Origin of the sequence: Streptomyces sp. NBC_01450 (genome assembly GCF_036227505.1) — a bacterium.
Lineage (GTDB): Bacteria > Actinomycetota > Actinomycetes > Streptomycetales > Streptomycetaceae > Streptomyces.
In genome coordinates, this window is record NZ_CP109481.1 from 2,174,774 (window position 1) to 2,197,360 (window position 22,587).

General features: G+C 67.9%; 23 protein-coding genes, 1 tRNA gene and 4 pseudogenes. 12 read left to right on the forward strand and 16 right to left on the reverse strand.

Features of this window, described 5'->3' with window-relative positions; all coding sequences use genetic code 11:
• Positions 1 to 139 precede the first annotated feature (139 nt).
• Entirely contained in the window at positions 140 to 1,096 is a 957-nt protein-coding gene (locus OG568_RS58485) for a GlxA family transcriptional regulator (protein WP_329538095.1), read from the reverse strand.
• A 73-nt stretch (positions 1,097 to 1,169) separates the two neighbouring features.
• Here OG568_RS58485 and OG568_RS58490 point away from each other — a divergent pair, with 73 nt between their 5' ends.
• Positions 1,170 to 1,838, forward strand: coding sequence for an HD domain-containing protein (locus OG568_RS58490; RefSeq protein ID WP_329538096.1), 669 nt, complete (start codon positions 1,170 to 1,172; stop codon positions 1,836 to 1,838).
• Between the two features lie 103 nt (positions 1,839 to 1,941).
• Positions 1,942 to 2,538 (forward strand): carbonic anhydrase, encoded by a 597-nt coding sequence (locus tag OG568_RS58495; RefSeq protein WP_266592381.1) that lies wholly within the window; start codon positions 1,942 to 1,944, stop codon positions 2,536 to 2,538.
• A 28-nt stretch (positions 2,539 to 2,566) separates the two neighbouring features.
• Here the strand turns inward: OG568_RS58495 and OG568_RS58500 are convergent, their stop codons facing one another.
• Entirely contained in the window at positions 2,567 to 3,130 is a 564-nt protein-coding gene (locus tag OG568_RS58500; protein WP_329538097.1) for a hypothetical protein, read from the reverse strand.
• Positions 3,130 to 4,755, reverse strand: a complete 1,626-nt coding sequence (locus OG568_RS58505; RefSeq protein WP_329538098.1) for a succinic semialdehyde dehydrogenase — start codon at positions 4,753 to 4,755, stop codon at positions 3,130 to 3,132. Before OG568_RS58505 ends, OG568_RS58500 begins: the two co-directional genes overlap by 1 nt.
• Before the next feature lie 127 nt (positions 4,756 to 4,882).
• Between OG568_RS58505 and OG568_RS58510 the strand changes: the two genes are divergently transcribed.
• Positions 4,883 to 5,524 (forward strand): TetR/AcrR family transcriptional regulator, encoded by a 642-nt coding sequence (locus OG568_RS58510; protein ID WP_329538099.1) that lies wholly within the window; start codon positions 4,883 to 4,885, stop codon positions 5,522 to 5,524.
• A 37-nt stretch (positions 5,525 to 5,561) separates the two neighbouring features.
• On the opposite strand, the gene OG568_RS58515 is transcribed toward OG568_RS58510, so the two are convergent.
• The gene (locus OG568_RS58515) at positions 5,562 to 6,188 is read right to left on the reverse strand and encodes a TetR/AcrR family transcriptional regulator (protein WP_266592373.1); all 627 of its coding nucleotides are present in this window, start codon (positions 6,186 to 6,188) and stop codon (positions 5,562 to 5,564) included.
• 109 nt (positions 6,189 to 6,297) lie between these two features.
• On the opposite strand from OG568_RS58515, the gene OG568_RS58520 reads away from it, so the two are divergent.
• The 4 genes from OG568_RS58520 (at position 6,298) to OG568_RS58535 (ending at position 10,556) form a co-directional block, all read left to right on the forward strand.
• On the forward strand, positions 6,298 to 7,719 hold the full coding sequence (locus OG568_RS58520; RefSeq protein WP_329538100.1) for an MFS transporter: 1,422 nt from the start codon (positions 6,298 to 6,300) through the stop codon (positions 7,717 to 7,719).
• 158 nt (positions 7,720 to 7,877) lie between these two features.
• Positions 7,878 to 8,753: an NmrA family NAD(P)-binding protein gene (locus OG568_RS58525; RefSeq protein WP_329538101.1), complete on the forward strand. Its 876-nt coding sequence runs from the start codon at positions 7,878 to 7,880 to the stop codon at positions 8,751 to 8,753.
• 15 nt (positions 8,754 to 8,768) lie between these two features.
• Positions 8,769 to 9,599 (forward strand): oxidoreductase, encoded by an 831-nt coding sequence (locus OG568_RS58530; protein WP_329538102.1) that lies wholly within the window; start codon positions 8,769 to 8,771, stop codon positions 9,597 to 9,599.
• A 63-nt stretch (positions 9,600 to 9,662) separates the two neighbouring features.
• On the forward strand, positions 9,663 to 10,556 hold the full coding sequence (locus OG568_RS58535) for an IS982 family transposase (protein ID WP_329532835.1): 894 nt from the start codon (positions 9,663 to 9,665) through the stop codon (positions 10,554 to 10,556).
• Positions 10,557 to 10,674: 118 nt separating this feature from the next.
• Here OG568_RS58535 and OG568_RS58540 read toward each other — a convergent pair.
• Together OG568_RS58540 and OG568_RS58545 are read right to left on the reverse strand one after the other, a co-directional pair.
• Positions 10,675 to 11,280, reverse strand: a pseudogene (locus OG568_RS58540) (recombinase family protein); the annotation flags it as partial.
• A gap of 209 nt (positions 11,281 to 11,489) precedes the next feature.
• Entirely contained in the window at positions 11,490 to 12,113 is a 624-nt protein-coding gene (locus OG568_RS58545) for a histidine phosphatase family protein (RefSeq protein ID WP_329538103.1), read from the reverse strand.
• A gap of 332 nt (positions 12,114 to 12,445) precedes the next feature.
• On the opposite strand from OG568_RS58545, the gene OG568_RS58550 reads away from it, so the two are divergent.
• Together OG568_RS58550 and OG568_RS58555 are read left to right on the forward strand one after the other, a co-directional pair.
• Entirely contained in the window at positions 12,446 to 12,763 is a 318-nt protein-coding gene (locus OG568_RS58550) for a PadR family transcriptional regulator (protein ID WP_329374810.1), read from the forward strand.
• A gap of 14 nt (positions 12,764 to 12,777) precedes the next feature.
• A pseudogene (locus OG568_RS58555) lies at positions 12,778 to 13,008 on the forward strand (hypothetical protein); the annotation flags it as partial.
• 715 nt (positions 13,009 to 13,723) lie between these two features.
• On the opposite strand, the gene OG568_RS58560 reads toward OG568_RS58555, so the two are convergent.
• The 3 genes and pseudogenes from OG568_RS58560 to OG568_RS58570 all read right to left on the reverse strand — a co-directional run bounded on the left by OG568_RS58560 (position 13,724) and on the right by OG568_RS58570 (position 15,806).
• Positions 13,724 to 14,898, reverse strand: a protein-coding gene (locus OG568_RS58560) for an IS3 family transposase (RefSeq protein ID WP_266421100.1) whose coding sequence is annotated in 2 segments (ribosomal slippage) — positions 13,724 to 14,631 and positions 14,631 to 14,898 — 1,176 coding nt in all. Because the reading frame shifts where the segments join, the coding sequence is not laid out codon by codon here.
• Positions 14,899 to 14,966: 68 nt separating this feature from the next.
• Positions 14,967 to 15,377 (reverse strand): annotated as a pseudogene (locus OG568_RS58565) (ISL3 family transposase); the annotation flags it as partial.
• A gap of 60 nt (positions 15,378 to 15,437) precedes the next feature.
• Positions 15,438 to 15,806 (reverse strand): VOC family protein, encoded by a 369-nt coding sequence (locus tag OG568_RS58570; protein ID WP_329538104.1) that lies wholly within the window; start codon positions 15,804 to 15,806, stop codon positions 15,438 to 15,440.
• 61 nt (positions 15,807 to 15,867) lie between these two features.
• On the opposite strand from OG568_RS58570, the gene OG568_RS58575 reads away from it, so the two are divergent.
• The 3 genes from OG568_RS58575 (at position 15,868) to OG568_RS58585 (ending at position 17,555) form a co-directional block, all read left to right on the forward strand.
• A complete protein-coding gene (locus OG568_RS58575; protein ID WP_329538105.1) occupies positions 15,868 to 16,320 on the forward strand; it encodes a MarR family winged helix-turn-helix transcriptional regulator in 453 nt (150 codons plus the stop codon).
• A 255-nt stretch (positions 16,321 to 16,575) separates the two neighbouring features.
• Positions 16,576 to 17,322: a phosphotransferase family protein gene (locus tag OG568_RS58580; protein WP_329538106.1), complete on the forward strand. Its 747-nt coding sequence runs from the start codon at positions 16,576 to 16,578 to the stop codon at positions 17,320 to 17,322.
• A gap of 62 nt (positions 17,323 to 17,384) precedes the next feature.
• Entirely contained in the window at positions 17,385 to 17,555 is a 171-nt protein-coding gene (locus tag OG568_RS58585) for a hypothetical protein (protein ID WP_329538343.1), read from the forward strand.
• Positions 17,556 to 17,587: 32 nt separating this feature from the next.
• Here OG568_RS58585 and OG568_RS58590 read toward each other — a convergent pair.
• The 7 genes and pseudogenes from OG568_RS58590 to OG568_RS58625 all read right to left on the reverse strand — a co-directional run.
• Positions 17,588 to 17,824: pseudogene (locus OG568_RS58590) on the reverse strand (sigma factor); the annotation flags it as partial.
• Positions 17,825 to 18,190: 366 nt separating this feature from the next.
• A tRNA-Met gene (locus OG568_RS58595) sits at positions 18,191 to 18,264 on the reverse strand.
• Positions 18,265 to 18,353: 89 nt separating this feature from the next.
• A complete protein-coding gene (locus tag OG568_RS58600) occupies positions 18,354 to 18,599 on the reverse strand; it encodes a DUF2283 domain-containing protein (RefSeq protein ID WP_329538107.1) in 246 nt (81 codons plus the stop codon).
• A 69-nt stretch (positions 18,600 to 18,668) separates the two neighbouring features.
• Complete coding sequence (locus OG568_RS58605; protein WP_329538108.1) at positions 18,669 to 19,433, reverse strand: transposase family protein; 765 nt, start codon at positions 19,431 to 19,433, stop codon at positions 18,669 to 18,671.
• Positions 19,434 to 20,539: 1,106 nt separating this feature from the next.
• Complete coding sequence (locus tag OG568_RS58615) at positions 20,540 to 21,043, reverse strand: hypothetical protein (RefSeq protein WP_329538109.1); 504 nt, start codon at positions 21,041 to 21,043, stop codon at positions 20,540 to 20,542.
• Between the two features lie 184 nt (positions 21,044 to 21,227).
• A complete protein-coding gene (locus OG568_RS58620; protein WP_329538314.1) occupies positions 21,228 to 21,992 on the reverse strand; it encodes an ISAs1 family transposase in 765 nt (254 codons plus the stop codon).
• Positions 21,923 to 22,372, reverse strand: a complete 450-nt coding sequence (locus tag OG568_RS58625; protein ID WP_443077989.1) for a transposase family protein — start codon at positions 22,370 to 22,372, stop codon at positions 21,923 to 21,925. The genes OG568_RS58620 and OG568_RS58625 overlap by 70 nt, the downstream gene beginning before the upstream one ends.
• Between the last annotated feature and the right edge of the window lie 215 nt (positions 22,373 to 22,587).

Below are 22,587 nucleotides of genomic sequence, written 5' to 3' on the forward strand. Positions count from 1 at the left end.
GGTGTCGAGAGCGACTGGCGGCGGAGTTCTGGACCGCCTTGTCAAGAACCCTATGGAGTTCTGGAACGACATGTCAAGAATGCTCGGGTGGCCTTCGAACCGGCCCATGGGGGCCCGCCGGGCACTGGCGGGCGCACCATCAGGTCTGCGGCGGCTCCTCCTTGTGGCGGAACAGGGTCCGGTACTCCTGGGGGGAGGTGCCGAGATGCCGGTGGAAGGCGGCCCGCAGGGAAGCGGGGGCGCCGAAGCCGGTGAGGCGGCCGACCTGCTCGACGGGCAAGGAGCCCGCCTCCAGCAGTTCGCGTGCCCGGTCGATGCGTGCGTCGGTCAGCCAGGCCATCGGCGTGGTGCCGGTTTCCTCACGGAAGCGGCGGATGAAGGTCCGCCGCGACATATGGGCGTGCTCCGCGAGGTCGTCCACGGTGAACGTGGCCGCGAGGTTGTCGAGCATCCACTCCCGCAGGGGGGCGAGCTCGTCTCCGCTGGCTTCGGGGCGGAACTGTTCGATGAACTGGGCCTGGCCTCCCCGTCGCCGTGGCGGCGCGACGAGGTCTCGGGCGCGCGTGTTCGCCGCCGCCGCACCCAGGTCGGTGCGGATCAGGTGCAGACACAGGTCGATCCCCGCCGTCACGCCGGCGGACGTGAGGATGTCGCCGTCGTCGACGTAGAGCTGGTTGGGCAGCACATCGACGTGCGGGTAGCGCCGCCGCAGTTGCTCGGCATGCCGCCAATGCGTGGTGGCGGGGCGCCCGTCGAGCAGTCCGGCCGCGGCGAGGGCGAAGACCCCGGTGCAGATGGAGACGAGCCGGGCGCCCCGGGCGTGAGCCGCCCGCAGCGCCGTCAGGAGTCCCGGTGAATGGATCGTGTCGATGTCGTCGTAACCCGGGACGATCACCGTGTCGGCGCCTTCCAGTGCTTCGAGGCCGGCTGCGACAGTGATCACGAAGCCGGACACAGGCACGGGTCCGGGCCCGTTGTCGGCGCACACGGTCAGCTCGTAGTACGGGTCCGTCGAGAAGATCTGCGTCGCCGCGCCGAATTCGAGCGCGAGCACACCGGGCAGCACGAGCACGGCGACATGATGTCTGTTCGTCATAGTGGCACGACAGTAGCGCTGCATGGCACCCGTGCCACTTTTCGCACGCGATCCGCTCTCGTAGCGTCACATCATGACCAACACACCCCCCACCCTCTCGACCAGGCTGCACGAGGGTGTACTCGCTCTCCCTTCCGGGCCGCTGGTCGAGGCGAGCCTCGCCGCAGCCCGCGCCGCGGTGCATCCGTCCGTGCTGAACCACTGCGTCCGGGGCTTCTACTGGTCCCGCCTGTTCGCCGCCCACCAGGGGGTTCTGAACGACGCGGACTACAACGAGGAACTCCTCTTCGCCGCCAACGTGTTGCACGACCTGGGCACCGGGCCGGACGCACCGGGCCTGCACCGGTTCGAGATCGAGAGCGCCGATCTCGCCGCCGCTCTGCTGACCGGTCTCGGCGCCCCGGCGGGGGATGTCGACAAGGTCTGGGAGGCCATCGCTCTGCACACCACTCCGCAGATCCCCGAACGCATGGGGCTGCTGACCCACCTGACCTACGAAGGCATCTGGGTCGACTTCGGCAAGAACGCCGACCTCGTGGCCGCGGAGCAGAGTCAGATCCATGCCGCGTATCCGCGGCTTCGGATGGCCCACCATCTGGCCGAGGAAGTCCTTGCCCACGGTGCCCGCTCCGAGACAGCGGCGCCTCCCTACGCGCTCGCCTTCCACCTCGCGCAGGAGCGGGCAGCCGACGGCATCACCACCATGGAGCGGGGCGTGGCCGGCGGACCGTGGGGGGAGTAGCGAAGAGCCCTCACCGCCGGTGCCACATCCCCATTCCTTGTCTGAAACGTTCCTGGCTTCCCGAGAAAGCCGGGGAGTCAACCATGAGAAGCGGAGTCAAGCAGTGTCCGATTTTGCGGAGTTCACGTTCCGAGCGCAGCCGGGTTTCGATGAAGCGCTGGCTCGGGAGATCGTCACCGGTTCGATTCCCGTCAGGACGATCGTCATGTACTGCTTCGACCCCCGGGCAGCCGGGGCCGCGCAAGCGGTGGCCGACCACTTCGGCGACGAGGTCTACCCCGGCGCACTTCTCCTCGACGAGACCGGCAGGAGGATCGGCTCCACAGCGACGGTGTTCCCCCTGATCGTCGGGGGCGGTCGCGCCGCGGACGCTCTTCGCTCGATCACGGTCTCCCAACACCTTTTCGGACTCGAGCGAGTCGTCGTCGTACACCACTCCTTCTGCGGAGCCACCTCCTTCACGGCGGAGGGAATCACCGCTGCGTGGAAAGATGAGCAGCACTCCGACATCTCGTCGTTGTACGACTGGGACGGCATCGCCATCACCGACTTCGAGAAGTCGCTCAACTACGACGTGAGCCTGATCCGCAACAGCCCGGGAACCCCGGAGCACGTTGAGATCTACGGCCTCTTCTACGACATCGATTCCGGCGAGCTGACGGAGATCGTCCGCGACGTTCCCGCCGAGGTTGCGCGATAGTCCGCCGTACCCGAGTCGCTTCACTTCCTCAGGGCGTGGCCGCCGGTACGTGGACCAAGACCACGGAGACGGCCAAGGCGAAGTGCCCGGCGGCGGCCAGGCACCTGGCCGCCGCCGTGCTCGGGTCGGACTGCCGCTGTGCTTCGTGGAGCGAGAGCAGTCCGGACAGCACGGCCGAATCGGTTGCCTCGTCAAGGATCTGATCCACGGTGAACCGGCCTGTATTCGCCAGTTTCCGGGCCCGCTTTACGGCCTGTGCCGGATCGTCCAGCAGGTCGGTGAGGAAGTCGGCGCCGACGTCCGCCGGCACGCCGTCCGCCCGGGCCGATACCCCTTCCGTCTCGGCTGTGGCGCATCGCGCGGCGTCCTGAGCACGTGCCGCATCCACCCGGGTACCGGCGGACCGGCGGAGACCGACAAGCGGCCCGAGGTTCACGGGGACGTCGGTCTGTGGGGGAGGGGCCTCGGCGACCGGCCTGTACACCTCACCCGCGGCCTGTGCGCAGTCGCCGATCAGTTCGGTGAGGGTGGCGAGCAGCCAGGCGTGCCGATGACGGCGCGCGAGCGCCTCCGCGCGGCTCGGTTCGGTCATCAGCGGAGCCTCAGTGCCTTCATGACACGGAGGCTCATGCTGATGAAAGCCGCGTACTGCTGATCGTCCATGCCCATCGACGGGGCCAGCGGAAGTATCCGCTGCGTGGCGACGGTCTGCGACTCCGTATAGCTGAGGATGCCTTCGAGGCCGTGCCGACGGCCGAGTCCGGAGTCCTTCATGCCGCCCATCGGGGACCGGACGCTGCCATGGGCGGATGTGTAGCCCTCGTTGATGTTCACGGTGCCGCTCTGCAGACGGGCCGCGATGCGTTCGCCGCGCCGTGTGTTTTTCGTCCACACACTGGAGTTGAGGCCGTACGGCGTGGCGTTCACTCGCTCGATCGCCTCGTCCTCGTCGGTGAATCGGTACACCGATACGACCGGTCCGAACGTCTCCTCCGCATGGACGGCCATCGTGGGCTCCACGCCGTCCAGAACGGTGGGCTCATAGAAGAAGGGGCCGATGTCAGGGCGCGGCTTGCCCCCGGTGAGGACGGTGGCCCCCTCGGCGACGGCTTGATCGACATGCCGGGACACTGTTTCCAGTTGGCGTCGGCCCGCCAGTGAACCCATGCCGACCCCGTAGCTCAGCGATGTGCCGAGGGTGAGTGCTTTGGTGCGTTGGACGAATCGCTCCAAGAACGCGGGTGCGACCGAGGAGTGGACGAAGATCCGCTCGGTCGACAGGCACAACTGGCCGGCCGAGGTGAAGCTCGTGCGCACCGCGCCGTCGGCCGCCTTGTCCAGGTCCGCGTCGGCCAGCACGAGCAGGGCGTTCTTGCCGCCCAGTTCGAGTGAGGCGCCGACCAGACGGGTCGCCGCGCGGGTCGCGACTTCCCGGCCGGTGCGAACAGAGCCGGTGAACGAGACGTAGTCGGCCTGATCCACTACGGCGGATCCGACGCCCCGGCCGTCGCCGATGACGATCTGCCAGACGTCGGCCGGCAGCCCTGCCTCGATGAGCTGTCGGCGCGCCCACAGCGGTGTCAGGGCGCTCTGCGTGTCCGGTTTCGTCACCACGGCGTTGCCGGCGACGAGCGCGGGCAGCGCGTCCGCCAGGGAGAGTTCGAGGGGGTAGTTCCAGGGGACGATCTGCCCGACCACGCCTCGCGGGTGGTGCCACTCGGTGACTTTCGTGAGCAGGGGATACGCGCCGAGGTGGCGCCGCGGCCGGAGGTACGCGGGGGCCTTGCGCCCGTAGTGCCGGGCCACCACGGCTACTCCCTGCACTTCCTCGTGTGCGTGCAGCCGGGCCTTTCCTGTCTCCACCTGGATCAGGTCCATCGCCTCGGCCTGTTTGTCCAGGAGGATGTCGTGAAACCGGAGCAGTACCGCCGCACGCCTTCGCACCGAAAGCGACGCCCATTCCCGCTGGGCCTTCCGGGCCCTGCTGAACGCCACCTCCACATCGTGGGGTGTCGACTCGGGCAGTTCCGCGACGATCTCGCCCGTCATGGGGGTGCAACTCACGGTACGGCCGCTGCCCTCCACCCCTCGCGTGAGGCGAAGCACCAGGTCAGAGGTGACTACGTCGGTCGCCGTCCGGCTGCTTCGTGCCGCAACGGGGTTGCCGTCACCGGTAGCGAGGTCGTTGATTCCGCCGTGCAAGGACATACGTCTCATCCGTTCTGCGGGATTCGCGGGATGCCGCGGACAACGACCCCAGGATTCTGGACCGCTCCGTCAGGAACCGTATGAACTTGTGGAACGGAATGTCAAGAATGGTTGTGCTGCCTGTAGGCTGGCGGCCATGGGGCGCCCACCAGGATTCGACAAGGACAAGGTCGTACAGGCCGTCGAGCGACAGTTCCGCCGTACCGGATACGCCGGTACCAGCGTGGACGACATCGCCAAGGCCGGCGGGCTGGGCCGCGGCAGCCTCTACGCCGCCTTCGGCGACAAGAGCCAGCTGTACCTGCGGACGCTGGAGGCGTACTGCGACCGCACCGAGACCGCCTGGGCGGCCGTACTCGACGGCCCCGATGACACCGCGCTGGAACGGCTGCGCGCATACCTCGTCAAGTCGGCGCGATTCGTGCACGACGACCCCGACGGGCTCGGCTGCATGGTGACCGGCTTCGTCGTCGAGGGAGCCGACCACGATCCGCAGGCCACCGCCCGCGTCAAGCAAGCCCTCGGGAAAATCGAGGGTTCCCTGATCGAGTGTGTTCAGGCCGCGCAGCGGCATGGCGACCTCGACATCGAGGCGGACGCCCACGAAGTCAGCCAGCTGCTCATGGCGATCAACCGGGGCATGGAGGTGCTGGCCAGGGGCGGGCTCGACACGGCCGCGCTGGAGCGCGTCGGCGATCAAGCTTTCGCGGGACTCCCCCTCACGGCACGAGCCCGGTCCCAGCGGACACCCCGCCCAGCCGCCTCAGGCGCTTCCTGAGCGCTGCTCGCTCGAAGGTCCGCGCTGCGCGGTGCGGTCAGCGTTCCGCGGCGAATGACTCGATGTAGCCGAGAGCCCCGTACAGCGCATCACGCAGGGGTGTCGACTCGCCGGCCGCCTGGTCCAGCAGTGCTCCGCCCTGGAACGCGGCGGTGAGCAGGTGGGCGAGCGCGGCCGGGTCGGCCTCCGGCCGCAGTTCGCCGCGCTCGCGCATCTTGCTCAGGCCGCGCCTGAACAGTTCCTGCCATCGTTCGAAGCCGTCGGCCACCGCGTCCCGGTGGGAGGGCTCGTTCTTGACGACCTCGGCGGCCAGGGAGCCGAACGTGCACCCGCCGCGCAGCATGTCCTGCGAGGCGATGTAGGAGTCGGCCCACCGGTGCAGGGCGGCGAAGCTGTCCAGCTCGCCCAGCTCGGGTGCCTGGTGGCGGGCGACGATGCTGTCGGCCTGCCAGGCGAGCACCGCGCGCACCAGGGATTCCTTGGTGGGGAAGTGGCGTGTCAGTTGCGAGCCGCTGACCCCGGCGGCCTCCCGGACCTGCTCGTTGCTGGTGTTCTGCGCGCCATGTTCGTAGATCAGCTCGGCGGCCGCCCTGACGATGCGTTCACGGGTGGCCAGCCCCTTGGCGGTCAGCTTCTGACCCGACGCTTCGCTGGTGGTGGTCATGCCGACCACCTTACTGCAAAAAGGGGCTTGACAACCCATTCTCTGAGATGTCTCCTGGAGGCAGGTCGAAAAAGGGTTGCCAAGCCCATTCTCAAGAGAGGCGGACGGGATGTCCACACAGGCTGCACCGCAGGCGGTCGCTACGCCGTCGCACACCGGCCCCGCTCCGGCCGTCGGCGAGGCAGGGCACCCGCGCCGCTGGAGCATCATGGCGGTGCTCGGTGCCGTCGCCTTCATGGCGCAGCTCGACTTCTTCGTCGTCAACGTCGCTCTCGACGGGATCGGGCAGTCGTTCCCGGGCCCGGGTATCGCGAGCGTGTCGTGGGTGCTGTCGGCCTATGCGATCGTCTTCGCCGCCGTGCTCGTGCCCGCGGGCCGGATCGCGGACCACTGGGGACGTAAGAAGATGCTGCTGTCCGGAGTGGCTCTCTTCACCCTCACCTCCGCCGTCGCGGCCGCCGCGCCGAGCCTCGGGGTGCTGGTCGGTACCCGGGCCGTCCAGGCCGTCGGCGCGGCGATGATCGTGCCGACCTCGCTGGGTCTGCTCTACCCGAGCTTCCCCAAGCGCCAGCACACCCTGGTGGTGGGTCTGTGGGCGGGCGTGGGCGCGATCGCGGCCTCGGCGGGCCCGCCCGTCGGCGGACTGCTCGTCACCCTCGACTGGCGGTGGATCTTCCTGATCAACGTTCCCGTCGGCATCGCCACCCTCGTCGTCGGCGCGTTGCTGCTGCCCGAGGTGCGCCGGCCCAAGGGTGCCGCTGTACCGGACGCCGCTTCCGCCCTCGCACTGCTGCTGACCGTGAGCCTGCTGGTGCTCGCCACCGTCCAGGGGCCAGGGTGGGGCTGGACGGACCTGCGCACCGTGGCCCTGTTCGCCGCAGCCGCCCTGGCCGCTGCCGCGACCGTCGAACGCACCCTGCGCGCCAAGGCACCGGTGATCGAGAAGCAGCTCTTCGCCGGCAGGCAGTTCACCGCCGCCACTGTGGCCCTGTTCCTGTTCTCCGCCGGCTTCGCCATCGTCCTGCTCAGCACCGCCCTGTTCATGCAGGAGGTCTGGCACTTCAGCCCACTGCGCGCAGGGGTCTGCATCGCCCCGGCGCCCCTGGCCTCGATCGCCTTCGCCATGAACGCCGGACCCATCCAGAGCCGCTTCGGACGCACCGCCCCCGCCGTGACCGGCACGCTGGCCATGGCACTCGCCGCCGCCTACTGGATCGCGACCGTGCACACCACCCCCGACTACTGGGGCGGCATGTTCCCGGGCCTGATCCTGGTCGGCCTGGCCGGCGGTCTGTCCCAGGCGCCGCTGTTCGCCGCCGCCGGCACCCTCGCACCCGAACGCGCCACCACCGGCAGCGCCGTACTGAACATGAGCCGACAGATCGGCAGCGCCGTGGGCGTGGCCCTCCTCGTCGCCCTCACCCCCCAGGCCACCACCACTGCCTTCAACCATGCCTGGTCCGTCCAGGCCGGCGCCGCAATCGCCGCGGCCACCGCGCTGCTCGCCCTCCGGCCCCGCCACACACCCTGACCACACCGCCGCAGCCACTCGGCGACCGAGCCCGCAAACAGTCACAGCCTCCTGTTGGACGGGCATCGCACCGCCTCACTCATCTTCAGCGGCACCCGCTCGAAGGACCGACGCTGGAAGTCTCACCAGCGCCCTCTCAAGAAACGGAGATCACCGTCATGGAACGCAACCTCCTCGTGATCGGAGCCACCGGCAAGACCGGCGGCCACACCACCGAACTCCTGCTCCAGCGCGGGCACCACGTCCGCGCACTCGTCCGCGGCCTCGACGGGCGCGCCGAGCGGCTCGCCTCCCTCGGAGCGGACGTCGTGGAAGGCGACGTCCTCGACCTGGACTCGTTGGCCGCGGCGACCAAGGGGATCGACGCCCTGTACTTCACCTATCCGATCCGCCCCGGCCTGATGGACGCCACCGTGAACGTGGCCCAGGCCGCGGAGGAGAACGGGGTCCAGGCGATCGTGAACATGTCGCAGATCTCCGCCCGCCGCAACACCGCCAGCAACGCGGCACGCCACCACTGGGTCGCCGAACGCGTCCTGGACCACGCCCCGGTCCCCGTCACCCACATCCGCCCGACCTTCTTCGCCCAGTGGCTGATCGACACCTGGGCCGACGGAACCGGCGAACTGCGCCTGCCGTTCGCCGACGGACGCCACGCCCCCATCGCGGAAAGCGACCAGGCGAAGGTGATCGCGGCCATCCTGGAAAACCCCGCCCCGCACGCCGGCCAGATCTACCCGCTGTACGGAGCCGAGGAACTCAACCACTACGAGATCGCCGAGAAGATGTCGCGGGCGCTGGACCGCGAAGTCACCTACGTTCCCATCGAACTCGACGAATTCGCCGCCATCCTGCGCGGACGCGGCGCGCCGGACCACCTGATCCAGCACCTGCTCGCCGTGGCCGTCGACTACCGCAACGGCGTCTTCGCCGGCACCAACGACCTCGTGAAGACGATCGGCGGCAGCGACCCCCTCGACGTCGAGGGTTTCATCTCCCAAAACCGCGCGGCCTTCGACCTGCGCACCGTCTGAACACTGGAGAAGACAATGAGCGTTTGGTTCATCACGGGATCGTCCCGGGGCTTCGGCCTGGAGATCACCCGAGCCGCCCTCGCAGCAGGCCACCAGGTGGTCGCGACGGCCAGGAACACCCAAACCGTCCGCGCGCAGTTCCCCGACGCCGGCGACGCGCTGCTCACCGTAGCGCTGGACGTGACCGACCCGCAGAGCATCCAGGCGGCCGTCGACGCGGCGGTCGAGCGGTTCGACCGGATCGACGTCCTGGTCAACAACGCCGGCACCGGGCTGCTCGCCGCCGTCGAAGAGTCCGACGACGCCGCGGTCCGCGCGGTGTACGAGACCAACGTGTTCGGCCCGCTCGCCGTCCAGCGCGCCGCACTGCCGGTACTGCGCCGCCAGCGCGCCGGGCACGTGATCAACATCAGCTCCATCGTGGGCTTCGCCACCGCGCCGGGCTGGGGCATCTACGCCTCCACGAAGTTCGCCGTCGAAGGCTTCACCGAGACCCTCCGCATCGAACTGGCCCCCCTGGGCATCCACGTGACGCTGGTGGAACCGGGCTTCTTCCGCACCGGCTTCCTCGACCCCGCCAACCTGCACACCGGCCCCGACATCATCGAAGACTACGCGCCCACCGTCGGCGCGATGCGTGCGGCCGCCGCGAGCCTGAACCACGCCCAGCCCGGCGACCCCGCCAAGGCCGCGCGCGCCATCATCGAGATCGCCGCCGCCCCCGAGCCGCCCCTGCGCCTCCCGCTCGGAGCCGACACCCTGCAAGCCTTCGACGCCAAACTGGACACCTTCCGCAAAGAGATGGACGCCTGGCGGCACGTCGCCCTCGCCACCGATCACGACTAGACGAGTCATTCCGAATGCTGACGGTGTGTCTGGGAACGCAGACAGGGCGTCCAAGATCGTTGTGTGACGAACAACCTAGACGCCCTGCTGACCGCACTGTACGTGAAGATCGACGACGAGATCGGAGGTAGCCGATGGCTTGGCCGACCGCCGCAGCTGACGGATTCTGAGCTGGTCACCCTTGCCGTCGCCCAGGCGCTGCTGGGCTACACCTCGGAGTCGCGCTGGCTGCGGTTCGTGGACTCCCGACTGGGAGCGATGTTCCCGTACGTGCCCAGGCAGCCGGGCTGGAACAAGCGGCTGCGGGCAGCGTTGCCACTGGTCAAGAGGGCAATACGACTGCTGGCCGTCGATACGGACTTCTGGTTCGACAACCACTGGATCATCGACTCCACACCGGTGGAGTGCGGCCGCTCGCGTCCGACGGTGAAGCGGTCGGACATGGCCGGCTGGGCCGGATACGGGTACTGCGCCTCGCACTCCCGGTTCTTCTGGGGCCTGCGCCTGTTCCTGGTATGCACCCCGACCGGGATGCCCATCCTGTGGGCACTGGCGAACCCGAAACTGGATGAGCGGGAGGTGCTGTCGGCGATGCTGGACCGCGAACCGCACCTGTCCACGGACCGGCCGAGCCTGCTGGTGATCGCAGACAAAGGCTTCGCCTCCAAGGAGTTCGAGGCCGATCTGGCCTTCCGGGGCGCGGAGTTGCTGCGTCCTTCTTTCAAGCGCGAGAAGAAGCGCAGGGGCGAGAGCCTCCTGAAGTCGGTGCGGCAGCTGATCGAGTCGGTCAACGACACCCTCAAAGGCCAGCTCGACCTGGAACGGCACGGTGGACGGACCTTCGAAGGTGTCGCCGTCCGCGTCGCCCAACGCATCCTCGCGATGGCCGCCGCGATCTGGCACAACCACAAGACCGGCCAGCCCGTCATACGATCCTTGATCGCTTATGACCACTGACCACATCGGAATGACTCGTCTAGAACAACGCCTCTGAATCAACCTTCTTCGCCACCACGGTCCGAAACCACTCAGGAACTTCGGCCGCACTTCGACCACCCATGACCCGAAGGACGTTCATGAGGTCGGCGACGGCCGTGCGGATGGCGCCGCGGCTGACGCCGTGTTCGCGGGCCAGGGCGGCGATGGACCGACCGTCCGGGTACGCCGTGCGGACGGCGTCGGTGTTCCCGGGTGGGATGGCAGGGCGGCGGCCGCCCTTGCTGCCCTTGGCCTCGGCGGCCCGCAGCCCGTCGTAGGTCAGCTCGCGCTGAAGGTCGCGCTGGAGTTCGCCGGTGGCGGCGAGGGTCTGCACCATGAACTTCATGGTGGACAACAGCTCTCCGATGTGCGGGTGGCGGGCGGTGAGGTCCATCGCGGAGAACGCGCCGTCGCGGATGCGTCGGGCGAGACGATCGCGATGCAGGACGTCGAGCACGTCGAGGATGTGCTGGGTGCCGCGCACGAGGCGGAACATCTCGCAGATGTGCGCGGTGTCGCCCGGCCGTGCGTATGTCAGCAGCTCGCTGAACTTCGGGCGCTGGAGCGGGTGGAGGCGGCTGGAGGTGCCGGCCTGCTCCTCGAAGACGACTGGGTCCTCGATCCCGGCCACGGCCAGGACGAGGTTCTGCCGGGCAGTCGACTGCTGGTCGGTCGAGATCCGTTTGTAGACCAGGTTCGCCACCGAAGGGCCCGTTCCATGCGGAGGGGTCGGACCCTATCTGTCGCCAAACCCTGTCATCAATCACCATCGGATCTGATTGGATCGGCGTCGCCCCGGCGCCCTGGATAGTCCGGGTTCATTGGATGCATGCAGCTCCTGTCGGCAAACGCGTTTGCCGACAGGATCAGCTGCTCCCTCCGATGGATCAACATCGATCTCGCCCACGGGCCTCAGACGTGGAGCTCTGGCGGGAAGCCGGTCCAGCGCAGCTCGGTGGGGAGGTGGCCGGTGTCGTTGAAGAGGAGGACCGCCGGGGGGCGGTCGGGTGCGTAGCGGATGACGGTCAGGGCCGCGTTGGCATGGTTAATGCCCAGCCAGCGCCACTTCGGCGCGTCGAGGGCGGCTCGAACGAGCCAGCCGACGAGGAAGTTGTGGGTGACGACAAGCTCGTGGCGCGGTTCGTCGCCGACGACAGGTCCGGTGAAGTCTGCGAGCGCCGCCGCCGCGAGCCCGGGGCCCTGCTCGCGTTCCTCAGCCGTGAACTGGTCCAGGAACTTGAGCCAGGTGTCGGCTGCCTCCGGCGGCAGCTCTTCGCGTGTCGGCAGGTAGGGGAGGTAGTCGCCAGCAGCTTCGGAGCGACGGTGGGGAACGCCGTCGAGCCGTTCAGCGATCAGCCGGGCGGTCTGTTCAGCACGGGCGAGAGGCCCGTGGTGGATTGCCGCCAGCGGAACCCCACGGAGCCGTTCCCCCAGTAAGGCGGCCTGGTGGCGGCCCGCATCCGTCAGTTCACTTTCGTCCGACGATGCCTCGCCATGGCGGGTGAGATACAGGTAGCGGGCAGCCATACCGGTCATGGACGCGTCCTTCGGTGAAGTCGATCTTACGGACTCATGGAGGGACGCCGACCGGCGCGGGCCGGTTCCACGAGCGGCTGGGGTCGGGCTTCAAGATGTGGGCGTGACACTTGAAGGCAACTCCTAACCCCCGTCGGCTGTTTCCTGCCGACGAAGCGGGTCAGGTGGGGCGTCGGCAATGGCGAGGGCCTTTTTGAGCTCCTCAACAAGCACGGGCTCGATGCGGTACGCGCCATCACTGGCCTGTCCGCACACAGCATGGCGTCCGGGGGAGCCCGAGCCAACCGAATGTCGTACTCGACATATGGTCGGCGCGGTGCTTCACTCGTGACATGGCATCAATTCGTCTTACGCGCCCGACGCTTGAGGTGATCAAGGTGTTGCTGGCGTCCACTGCCGACGATCCCGCCTGGGGGCTGAAGATCTGCGAGGAAGCCGATCTCGGGTCCGGGACTGTTTATCCCATCCTTGAGCGCCTGGTCGACGCTGGGTGGGCGTCCCGGTATGAGGAGACCGGTGAGCACCCGGGTAGGCCGAAGCGGTACTACTACGAACTCACTGCTGCCGGCCAGCAGGCAGCCCACCGGGCCAGGGAGCGGAAGCCTCGTCTTTTCGGACTGCGACCAGCATCCGAAAGGGGCACGGCGTGACCACAGATGAGCGGCGCGCTGAGGGCTCCGGCGCCGGGGCGCTGGCTGTTGTCGCCGTGCTGGCGCCGGTACTGTCCGGCACACTGGCAGCGATTTTGCTGCTCGTCGGCTTCTTCCTGAAGATACTCACCCCCGAGCCGGCGTTCGCCCAGACCCTCCTCACCACCGGCTGGGTGTTTGGCGCGGTAACGGCGGTCACGATCCTGCTCGCCGCGACCGGTCTGCTGTTCACCGCCGTGCGCCATGGCTCGCGGGCGCTGCGCGAGCGAGAGGAGCGTGAGAACCCGGGGAGAACGGTTCACTCAGGCGGCAGGGCTGCCCATCGGACTCTGGATCTCGCCTCCTTTGTTGCCGGAGGTCGTAGGGCAAACCTCCGTGAGGAGTGGGCCGCGGTCCTTGCCGGCGATCCTGGGAACGGCATCGTCCTCTCTTCGCGCCGCAGGACGCGCTACGCCTTCGGCTTCCTCTGGGCGGCGCTGCGGATGCGCCTCCACGACGTCGCTGCTCCACTGTGGATGCCTGTGGACTGGCTGTTGTCGACGGAGTCGCGCACGCACGGGTCCATCGCGCTGGCGGTCGGCGCGCAGGTGGTGTACATCCAGTACGAGGACGGTGTGCACGCCCTCCTGACCGAGGGGTGGGGCTGGTGTGCCGGGTGCGGAATCGCGCTCAAGCTGTTTGTCAGCTGGCTCCGCAGAATTCGCGGCATCGAACTCGCCTCGACGCGCGGCGACTCCACAAACCGCTAGCAATTCGCCGTGAAGCGGCAGACCTGCCCTTGCCGATAACCTTATCCGGCCTGGTCAGAGCCCGTGTGGTGTGGCGCCACACGTGCTCATCCACGCCCAGGACTTGGACACCGTCGAAGCGGGTCGGGTCGGCGATCGGCAGCTGGTGGCCGGTCGCCAGGACGGCGTCGTTGACGGTGGGGCCTTCACCCTTGATCGTGGACACCGGTTGTTATGCGGCGGTGGTCAGCGTAGTTGATCGCTGTTCGTAGTTGATCGGGCTCTGCTGACCGAGGGCTGAGTGCCGTCGCCAGGTGTTGTAGCGGGTGACCCAGCGGAAGACCGCAAGGCGGGCGGCGCGAGCTCCGGGCCAGCGTTTCGCGCCCTTGAGAGTCTCCCTTTTCATGCTGGCGTTGAACGACTCCGCGGCGGCGTTGTCCGCGCTGGTGCCGACGGCCCCGCGTGATCGGATCACGCCGAGGTCCTTGCAGACCTGGGCGAACTCCTTGGAGGCGTACTGGGCTCCGTTGTCGCTGTGGAAGATCGCTCCGCGCAGGTTCCCTCCCCGCGCGCCGGCGGCGGCCTTGAGGGCGTCGGTGACCAGTTCGGTCCGCATGTGGTCGGCGATCGACCAGCCCACCAGACGCTTGGAGTGCAGGTCCAACACCGTTGCCAGATAAAGAAATTGGCCGTCGCCGACCGGGAGGTAGGTTATGTCGCCGACGTACTTCTTGTTCGGCCCAGAGGCGGTGAAGTCCCGCTGGATCAGGTCCGGCACCGGGATGGCGTCGGCTGCGGGGACCGTGGTGCGGACCTTCTTGCGCAGGTGCAGCCCGACGATGCCGAACTTCCGCATGACGCGTTCCACCCGCTTGTGATTGATCCGCAGCCCGGCGCCCTGGAGCTCGGCGGTGACGCGCGGAGCCCCGTAGGTGCCGTCGGACTCGGTGTGGATCGACGTGATCCGCCCGGCAAGTTCGGCGTCCGCACGCGCCCGCCCGGCCCGCGCATCCAAGCCGGCCAGGTGCCGGTAAAACCCGGAACGGGAGAGCCCCAGGATCCGGCACAGCCGCTTCACGCCGAAGGCGTCATGGTGGTCGGCAACGAACTGGAAACGGCTCACCAGCTGGTCTCGCCCGCAAAATACTTCGCGGCCCTCCGCAGGATCTCGCGTTCCAGCTCGAGCTCCTTCACCTGGGCCCGCAGCCGCTTGTTCTCCTTCTCCAACTCGCTGGCCTCCACCGCGCCGGGCACGGCGGCCTGCTCGGCATCCCGCACCCAGGTGCGGAGCGTCTCGTGGTTCACCCCAAGATCCTTGGCCACCGACGCGTACGTCCGGCCCGGGCTGGAGCGGTACAACGCGACGGCATCGGCCCGGAACTCAGGCGAGTACTTCGACGTCCCCAACGGGAACTCCTGTCCTTCGGATCTTCACGATCCAATGATCAGGGTGTCCACGGTCAAGGGGTAACGCCCGTGTGCCAGGACACTCCGAGCCCGGCGGCGATCCGGGCGATCGACATCCGGTCGATGACGACACTCTTCAACGCCCACATCACCGCCTGTGTCGAGAGTTTCGCCCTCGGCGCGGCGGCCGCGGTCGTGTCTTGGCGCCAGACCTGCCCGCAGCCCGAACAGCGGGAGCGGCGGATGTGGACCTGCAGGATCGTTGCCCGCCAGCCGAGCGGGACGTGCGCCAGTCGGCGCAGCACGCTGTCGCGCGGCACCCCAAGACAGCCGCAGGCATGGCACCAGTCATCAGGATCGACCACTCGACAGTGCAACAACGCGTGGTCGGGATGCAGCTGTTGGCCGACCACTTCCAAGCAGAGGTCTAGCCGGCAGGACGTCGTCAGGTCAGCAGGGCGGAAGGTAGCGTCACGCACGAGCCCAGGGCGCAACCACGGTCTTCGGGGATCGGTGATCGTCCGGTGGCGTTTGGCCGATCAGGCGCGGTCGTGGAGAGTGACCTGGTAGCCGTCGGGGTCGGCGAAGGTGAATGTCCGACCGAAGGGGCCGTCGATCGGTGCGGAGACGATGGTGTGACCGTCGGCGACGAGAGCATCGTGAATGGCCTGGACGTCTGTGGCGTGGAGCCAGATCGCGGCACCGATGCCGGGCTGGGCAACGGATGCGAGATCGGTGCCGGGAACGACGTCGCGGAGTGCGAACGCGATCGGCTTCGTCTCGAAGACGACGGCGTGCGGAGGTCCGGCCTGCGAGCGGACGAGGCCGAGGTACCGCTCGTAGAACGCCTGCGAAGCGTCGAGGTCGCGCGCTTGGAGCGAGATGAAGTCGGGGCCGATGGCGGGCATGGTGATGCTCCTTCTTTCGTGTCAGCTTTCTGACACAGGCAACCTATGTCAGAATGCTGACATGAATCAAGACGGTGTCGACCTGGAGACGTCACTGGGCTATCTGCTGAAAGAGGCGTCGAGCGTCCTGCGCGTAGCCATGGAGGAGGTGCTGCGGCCGCTCGGGATGAGCGTGACGCACTACTCCTGCCTCGAGCTGCTGGCTCAACGACCGGGCTTGTCGAACTCCGAGCTGGCGCGGGGCGCGTTCGTGACACGGCAGTCGATGAACGTGCTGCTCCAGGCCCTGGAACGCGAGGGCTACGTGACCAGGCCTGCAGAGGCACCCGTCGGTAAGGTTCTTCCCGCGCAGCTCACGCCTCGCGGCCGACAGAGCCTCGAGAAGGCGACCGTAGCGGTCCGGTCCGTCGAGGTCAGAATGCTGGCCGGTATGACCGAGAGCGAGCAGTCAGGCGCGTTCCGGATCCTGCAGAGCATGATCCATTCCCTGCGCGATGGCAATGACGGTGCATAGCTCGTTCCCCGGCGCACGTCTTGTCGCGCCCGGACAGGAGTGCAGCCGAGCGTGAAAATCCGTGCCGACGACCTCGAAAACCGACAGACCTCGACTACACCCTCTTCTGCGATGAGCCACAAAAGTGGTGGGCTTGACCTGGTCAGAGGTCGGTGTCGTGCACGAGGCCGCCGGGTAGCGGGACGCGGTCAGCCGCGTAATCGCACGCGATGAACCCGGCGACGTCGGCAATCATCCCCGGGATACTGGTCGCCCATGGATGAGGTCGAAGTCGTCGTCGCCCATTCCGAGCGCGCAACTCTGCGCGTCGGCGACGTGTTCCTGAAGGTGGACGCCGATCAGGCGCGCATCGACGTCGAGGTCGAGGCGATGTCCCTCGCGCCGGTGCCGACCCCGGAGGTCCTGTGGCGCAAGCCGCCGGTGCTCGCGATGGCCGCGCTCCCGGGGACGACGCTTGGGCGCCTCGGCGGGCCGTCGACCGGGTCGCCGGCGGCGTGGGCCGCGGCGGGCGCCGCCATCCGGGAGCTGCACGAAGCGCCTCTGCCGCCCCTGCCGGGCCGGGCCGGCCGGAGTATCGTCGCGCTGGCGGCGGAACTCGACGACGAGTGCGAGTTGCTCGTGACGAACGGTGTCCTGCCCGCTGACCTGGTCACCCGCAACCGCCAGGTCGCCGAGGCCGCTCTCCGGCCGTGGACTCCGGCGTTCACGCACGGCGACCTGCAGATCGCGCACGTCTTCGTCGACGGCGACGAGGTCACCGGCATCATCGACTGGTCCGAGGCGGGCCAGGGTGATGCCCTGTACGACCTCGCCACCTTCACGCTCGGACACGAGGAGCACCTCGACGACGTCATCGCCGGCTATGGCACCGACATCGACCTCGACGTGATCCACGCGTGGTGGTCGTTGCGAAGCCTGCTGGTGGTTCGCTGGCTGAGCGAGCACGGCTTCGACCCGTTCGCGCCGGGCTGCGAGGTCGACGTGCTGAGATCCCGGATGTGAGGCTGCGCGGGCCCGACTGCTACGAATGCGTCCTGACGCATCGAGCAGGCCATCCCGTCCGCGTGCGGGCGGCCCGCGATCTGGTCCGGAATTACCAGCGTGACGGTGCGGCCCACCTGGCCCGCCTCGCCGACGACACCACCCTGCACGACAAAGGCCGTTTCCTGGCGGCCCTGGCTCTGGTCCTGGTGGACAAGCATGACGGTGCGGTCCGCCTGGCCCGCCGCACATAAGCGTCCGGAGCGTCCATGTCGGCGATGGTGCGCCAACGGCGGAAGGTGCGCTCCAGGGTTTCCTGGACCAGATCCTCGGCGGCCTCGCGGCTTCCGGTCAGGGCCAGGGCCCCTCGGAACAACGCCCCCGAGTGGGCCGTGACGAAGGACTGGAAATCCTCCCCTGGGTCCAGTCCGGCCGACGTCGAATCGGACCTGCCATGCCGGCTGGGTCGGCTGGTTCGACTCGCCTCGGAAAGCAGTGAATTCCATTTGGCTGCCAGAGCCACACTGCTCCTCCCTGCCTGTCCCCCCTTTAAGCGTGGAGTGGCCCTTTCTGCTGCACCACTTCTTTGAGACCTGCGTCACATAAAAGGAGAAGGGCCGATACGTCTACGGCACCCCGCCGTACGGCTGGCAGGCCCACAAGAACGAACTGACCGAGGAGGAGACGGTGCAAGCCGGTACGACCCGCGCCCGCCAGCTCCGGGACGAGGACGAACTGTCCTACCGCGAAATCGCCGCCGTCTTGGACGCCGAGGGCATCCGACCCCGGCGCCGGTAGCGCTGGCAAATTGACGGCAGCGTCGTCAGCTCTCCGCGGGGCTGGACACGCCTGAGGGGCCAGCACCATGTGCTGGCCCCTCAGGTTTCAGTAGCGGGGACAGGATTTGAACCTGCGACCTCTGGGTTATGAGCCCAGCGAGCTACCGAGCTGCTCCACCCCGCGTCGGATTCCTCTACCCTACGCCAATTATTCGGGCCTCGAGACCATGAGCCTTTTCCAACCTGCTCGCCGCGAGCGTGGTGCTCGACTGGTCATGCACCTTCGGTGTCCAGTCGCTCCGCGGACTGGAGCAGGTACTCGGGCAGTTTTGAACTGGCCGCCAATACCTCGATGCCGATGAGGCGGCCCTGCTCGTCGAAGTCGAGGTTGATCATGCCGTCGACGTCCACTGGATCGCAGGGATACATGCGCGCGGACTTCACGTGGGCCTGCGGTTCGGTGAGGTATACGTACGCTGCGTTCACGGTCTTGTCGTAGGTGACTCTGACGTCTGTCACGGTGAGCGGTCTCCCTTGCTGTCGTTGATGGTGGCGCTGTCCTTGTCCATGCTTCCGGCCACAGCGACCTCAGGCTGCCGTGGCAAGGTGCAAGGCCGGGACGGCCTTGACGATGTCGGTGATGCGGGTGGTGCTGCAACGGAGTTTGCGCAGGAGCCGCCAACTCTTCAAGGTGGCGTCGGCCTGCTCTCCGACGGCTCGGATCCTGGCGTGGGAGGAGTTCACCGCCCGCTTCCCGGCTGGGAGCGTGCTCCAGCAGCCCCGGTAAGGCACCCGGATCGTCCCCCGAGCTCCCTGATATCCCTTGTCTGCCCACGTCCGGATGCCGGCTTGGGTGAGCGCTTCGATGATGCCGTGGGTGCGTGCGGCCTTGATGTCGTGGACGGCACCCGGCAGGGCAGGTGAGGCCCAGAGCAGGCGCCCGAACGCGTCGGCGATGACCTGGACGTTCGTGCCGTGGCACTTGTGCTCGCCAGAGTAGTGGGGGCGATCGGCGGCAATGCGGTCTGTGTGCGGCAGGGTGCCGTCCAGGATCACGAATGCCTTGTTGGCGGCGACGGTCATGGCCTGCTGGAGGGTGGGGGCGAGGGCGGCCAGGACCTCAACCGCCTCGGCGATGTACCGGTAGACGGTGGCCAGCCCGATCCCGATGCCAGCCGCGAGCTGGGTGTACGTGTGCCCGCAGCGCAGATGGGCCCGCGCGAGCAGAGCCTGTCGGCCCGCGGTCAGGCGGCGCCAGCGCGTGCCGCGCTCACGACGCCGGGCTCTCAGCAGGTCGGACAGGTAACGCAGGGTCGGGTTGGACAGATCGATCCCCGATGGGTAGACAAGCACGTGAAGCTCCGGGCGGACAGGTTGATCTTGGTCGACAACCCATCTACCAGGAGCTTCACCATTTCCTCAACGCCGCCCTCAGCCAACCGACGTACTACACAATCAGGTTGGAAAAGCCTCCATGATTGCCTGCCCGCCGCGAGGTGTCGGCGGTCGCGGCTGCCACTTCCTCCGGCCCCCTCACTGGCCGCTAGGCCGTGATTCCGTCGCCTTACCGAGAGCGCGCCGAGCGGCGGACGGATTCCCCTGATGGGCTGGCCTTCCTCGCCTTGGCCTGCCCAGGCCGGCATTGACGTCCACGGTCGGCGAACGTGTACGGGCGCGGCACACAACGCGGGGGAGTGGGATGAGGAGTTGGGAGAGGGCGTTGTCGGTGCTGGAGGTGCTGTACGAGCGCTGGCGGGCGGCCGGGCACACGTCCCGCTGTCACAGGGGTGATACGCGTGCTGTGGTGGCACGCCATGTGCAGTTGTGATGATGGACCGCATGCCTGAGCACGGGGGTGCGGCAGACGAGCCGCAGCAGATTCCAAGGTCACGCCTTGCGGACTACGCAGAGATGATGACGGACCAGCCCGGCGAATCGGCGCCGGTGCGGGGGTCTTCGCAAGAGCATCTGGAGCCGGCCACGCCGGAGCCCGCGCCAGATGGTAAGCGGGTTGAGCGCTCCGGAGCCCACTCTCGATGACCCTGAAGTGGCCGCGCGTCGGCGTGAGTTCGAGGCACTGCTGGGTGAGTTCCGGCGTACGGCGGTCCTGGTACCGCTCGAGGACGGGCCCGGCCCGGACGGCGAACGCGGCCTCCTGACCGCGGACTTGGGCGGCATCCGCTTCATCCTCGCGTTCTCCGACGAGCAGGCCCTGGCCCGCTGTGCGCAGGTTCGCGGCGAGTACCGGCGCGAGTGGACCTTTCAGACGATCCTGGGCGCCCGCCTGCTGGACGTGGCGGTACCGGCGGCCGGAGTGCCGTGCGGGGTGGCCAGGTCAGTTGAGGCCGAGGAGGGCCAGCGCGGCCCTGCGGATGCTGTGCCGCAGTCGCGAGGGCGGCCGCGGTGGCGGGGGTGCCGTACGCCGCGGCCGCCCGGGTCGTGCGGCGGATCGCTGTCGTCTATCGCCGGAGGAAAGTACCCTGGCCGCCTACGACGCCGACGCCGATGGTGAGTCCGCCGGCGATCATCGAGCCGATGACTTCACCGCGCATGCCCCAGTAGTTGATCGTCGCCACCCCGGGCATGAAACTCGCCTGGAATCGCGCGTCCCACCCGATGATGCGGTCGATCGGGTAGTTGAACCATGCGGTTCCCCAGGTGAAGCCCCCACCCAGGGCTATACCTCCGGAGACTCCGTGGAAGGTATAGGGCAGGTCCGTGAAATTGGCGTCAAGAGTGACCTCGAAGATCCCGCCCATCCCTATCCAGACGGGATACTCGGACTGCTCCTTCGCCGCGAGAGACTCCTTGACCTGCTCGGGCACGTTCTCCGGGTCGGCTTTCTGGGCGATCTCCAGGGTCCTGGCGGTCAGAGAGCGGAGCGCTTCCTTCGCCATGACGGAATGACCGTCGACCAATTCTTGTTCGCGAGGGTCCTGCGTTTCGTCGGTCGGAAAAGACATGAATCCCCCTATGTGGTCCCCTCCTTGGGATACGGACAGTACTGCCCCGATTCCGCCGCAACCAGGGCACTGGCAGCCCGGAGTTCGTAAGGAATGAGTCAAAAATGGAATCCGTCGACGCACTTTTCGACGGTTTTGCCGCGCAGGGTGATTGCGAAGTCTCTTGATCATGGTTCGGTGCAGGTCAGTTGAGGCCGAGGAGGGCCAGCGGTCGTTCGTAGGGGCGGACGGCCGTCGTACGGAGTCCGGCGGCGACGTTGGCGTGGCCGACCGCGCGGAGCCGGTTCAGGGCGAAGCTGCGGAGGGTGGCCATGTTCTCCGGCCCGTGTCCGATGCGGAGCTTGGAGGCGTCTTCACGGAAGGCGGTGTCACGAACGAAGTGAAGCCTGTTTTCGATCACCCAGTGCGCCCTCAAGATCGTCGCGAGGCGTTCCGGGGACGCCTGGCGGCTGGTCAGGTCGGTGACCACGTAAACCGTTTCCCGGCTCTGCCTGCCGGTCCGGGTGTCGGTGCGGTGGCGGACGACCTGGGCGGCGTGGGGGAAGTCGATGCCGAGGCCGGTGGCAGTCAGCACCTGCACGACCCTGGTCTCCTTGCGGCCGTGCCCCTCGGTGCGGTCGTAGTACTTCGCAGTCGTCTGCGGCCAGGGCAGGCTTCGCATCTGCCCGTGGAGGTTCTTCTGGTTCCGCTTCACGGTGAAGGCGTAGTGCGCCTTCTTGGTCTCGACGAGGAAACGGGCATGGCCTCGCTGGGTGTGCAGTGCATCGCCGGTCACTGTGACACCCGCCAGGTCAAAGGGGTCCAGTAGAGCGGCGAAGCAGGTGATTTCGTTGGTCTTCTGTGGGGCCCGGAGTTGGGTGACGGTCATCCCGGTGTCGGTCATCGCGGCCAGCAGGTGCGCGGCCGGGGTGGTGCCCCGGCGGGAGCCGCGGACGCTCTTGCCGTCCAGGGCGAGGGGGCGGCGCCGGCCGGGTCGTGTCCGAGGAGGTCAGCCAGGCCGCCGGGGCAGGTGTTGTTGATGACCCGGCGGACAGTCGCGCCACTGGGCGGGACGCGTACGGCCAGGGGAGTCGCGGTACGGGCGCCGAGTCGAGCCAGGACGTCCTGCGGCGCGTTAGCCGCCCACTCGCTGATCGCCGCGAAGCTCTTCGCCCCCCATACCACGGCGGAACAGGCAGTCAGCAGTACTGCCACGAAGGGGTGACGCTTCCCGCGCCGGCACCGCGGATCGGCCAGCGTGGCCAGCCTCTCGGGCGACCGCGGGCATCCGGTGCTTGGCTTCGATGTCGAGACTGATCGAGTCGTGCTCTTCGCTGAGCTGCCGGTCAGGTGATTGTGGTGGGTGGCTGGGGTTCGTAGAAGGTGCCGTCGCGGAGCATGGCGAAGAGGCCGTCGGCCCGACGCCTGGCGAGGCAGAGTGGGGCCTAGGTGTTGCGGGTCAGGACGTTGGTGACGGCGCATAGTGGTGGGCAAGATTGGTGGCCAGGTCGCGGAGGTGAGCCCTGGCTTCGGTGGGGCCGTGCACAGTGATGGCGCTCCCGAAC

Bases quoted from the DNA above. Each gene is read 5' to 3' on its own strand.
- OG568_RS58485 (WP_329538095.1), bottom strand. From the start codon at position 1,096: ATGACGAACAGACATCATGTCGCCGTGCTCGTGCTGCCCGGTGTGCTC.
- OG568_RS58490 (WP_329538096.1), top strand. From the start codon at position 1,170: ATGACCAACACACCCCCCACCCTCTCGACCAGGCTGCACGAGGGTGTA.
- OG568_RS58500 (WP_329538097.1), bottom strand. From the start codon at position 3,130: ATGACCGAACCGAGCCGCGCGGAGGCGCTCGCGCGCCGTCATCGGCAC.
- OG568_RS58505 (WP_329538098.1), bottom strand. From the start codon at position 4,755: ATGAGACGTATGTCCTTGCACGGCGGAATCAACGACCTCGCTACCGGT.
- OG568_RS58510 (WP_329538099.1), top strand. From the start codon at position 4,883: ATGGGGCGCCCACCAGGATTCGACAAGGACAAGGTCGTACAGGCCGTC.
- OG568_RS58515 (WP_266592373.1), bottom strand. From the start codon at position 6,188: ATGACCACCACCAGCGAAGCGTCGGGTCAGAAGCTGACCGCCAAGGGG.
- OG568_RS58520 (WP_329538100.1), top strand. From the start codon at position 6,298: ATGTCCACACAGGCTGCACCGCAGGCGGTCGCTACGCCGTCGCACACC.
- OG568_RS58525 (WP_329538101.1), top strand. From the start codon at position 7,878: ATGGAACGCAACCTCCTCGTGATCGGAGCCACCGGCAAGACCGGCGGC.
- OG568_RS58530 (WP_329538102.1), top strand. From the start codon at position 8,769: ATGAGCGTTTGGTTCATCACGGGATCGTCCCGGGGCTTCGGCCTGGAG.
- OG568_RS58545 (WP_329538103.1), bottom strand. From the start codon at position 12,113: ATGACCGGTATGGCTGCCCGCTACCTGTATCTCACCCGCCATGGCGAG.
- OG568_RS58550 (WP_329374810.1), top strand. From the start codon at position 12,446: ATGGCATCAATTCGTCTTACGCGCCCGACGCTTGAGGTGATCAAGGTG.
- OG568_RS58570 (WP_329538104.1), bottom strand. From the start codon at position 15,806: ATGCCCGCCATCGGCCCCGACTTCATCTCGCTCCAAGCGCGCGACCTC.
- OG568_RS58575 (WP_329538105.1), top strand. From the start codon at position 15,868: ATGAATCAAGACGGTGTCGACCTGGAGACGTCACTGGGCTATCTGCTG.
- OG568_RS58580 (WP_329538106.1), top strand. From the start codon at position 16,576: ATGGATGAGGTCGAAGTCGTCGTCGCCCATTCCGAGCGCGCAACTCTG.
- OG568_RS58615 (WP_329538109.1), bottom strand. From the start codon at position 21,043: ATGTCTTTTCCGACCGACGAAACGCAGGACCCTCGCGAACAAGAATTG.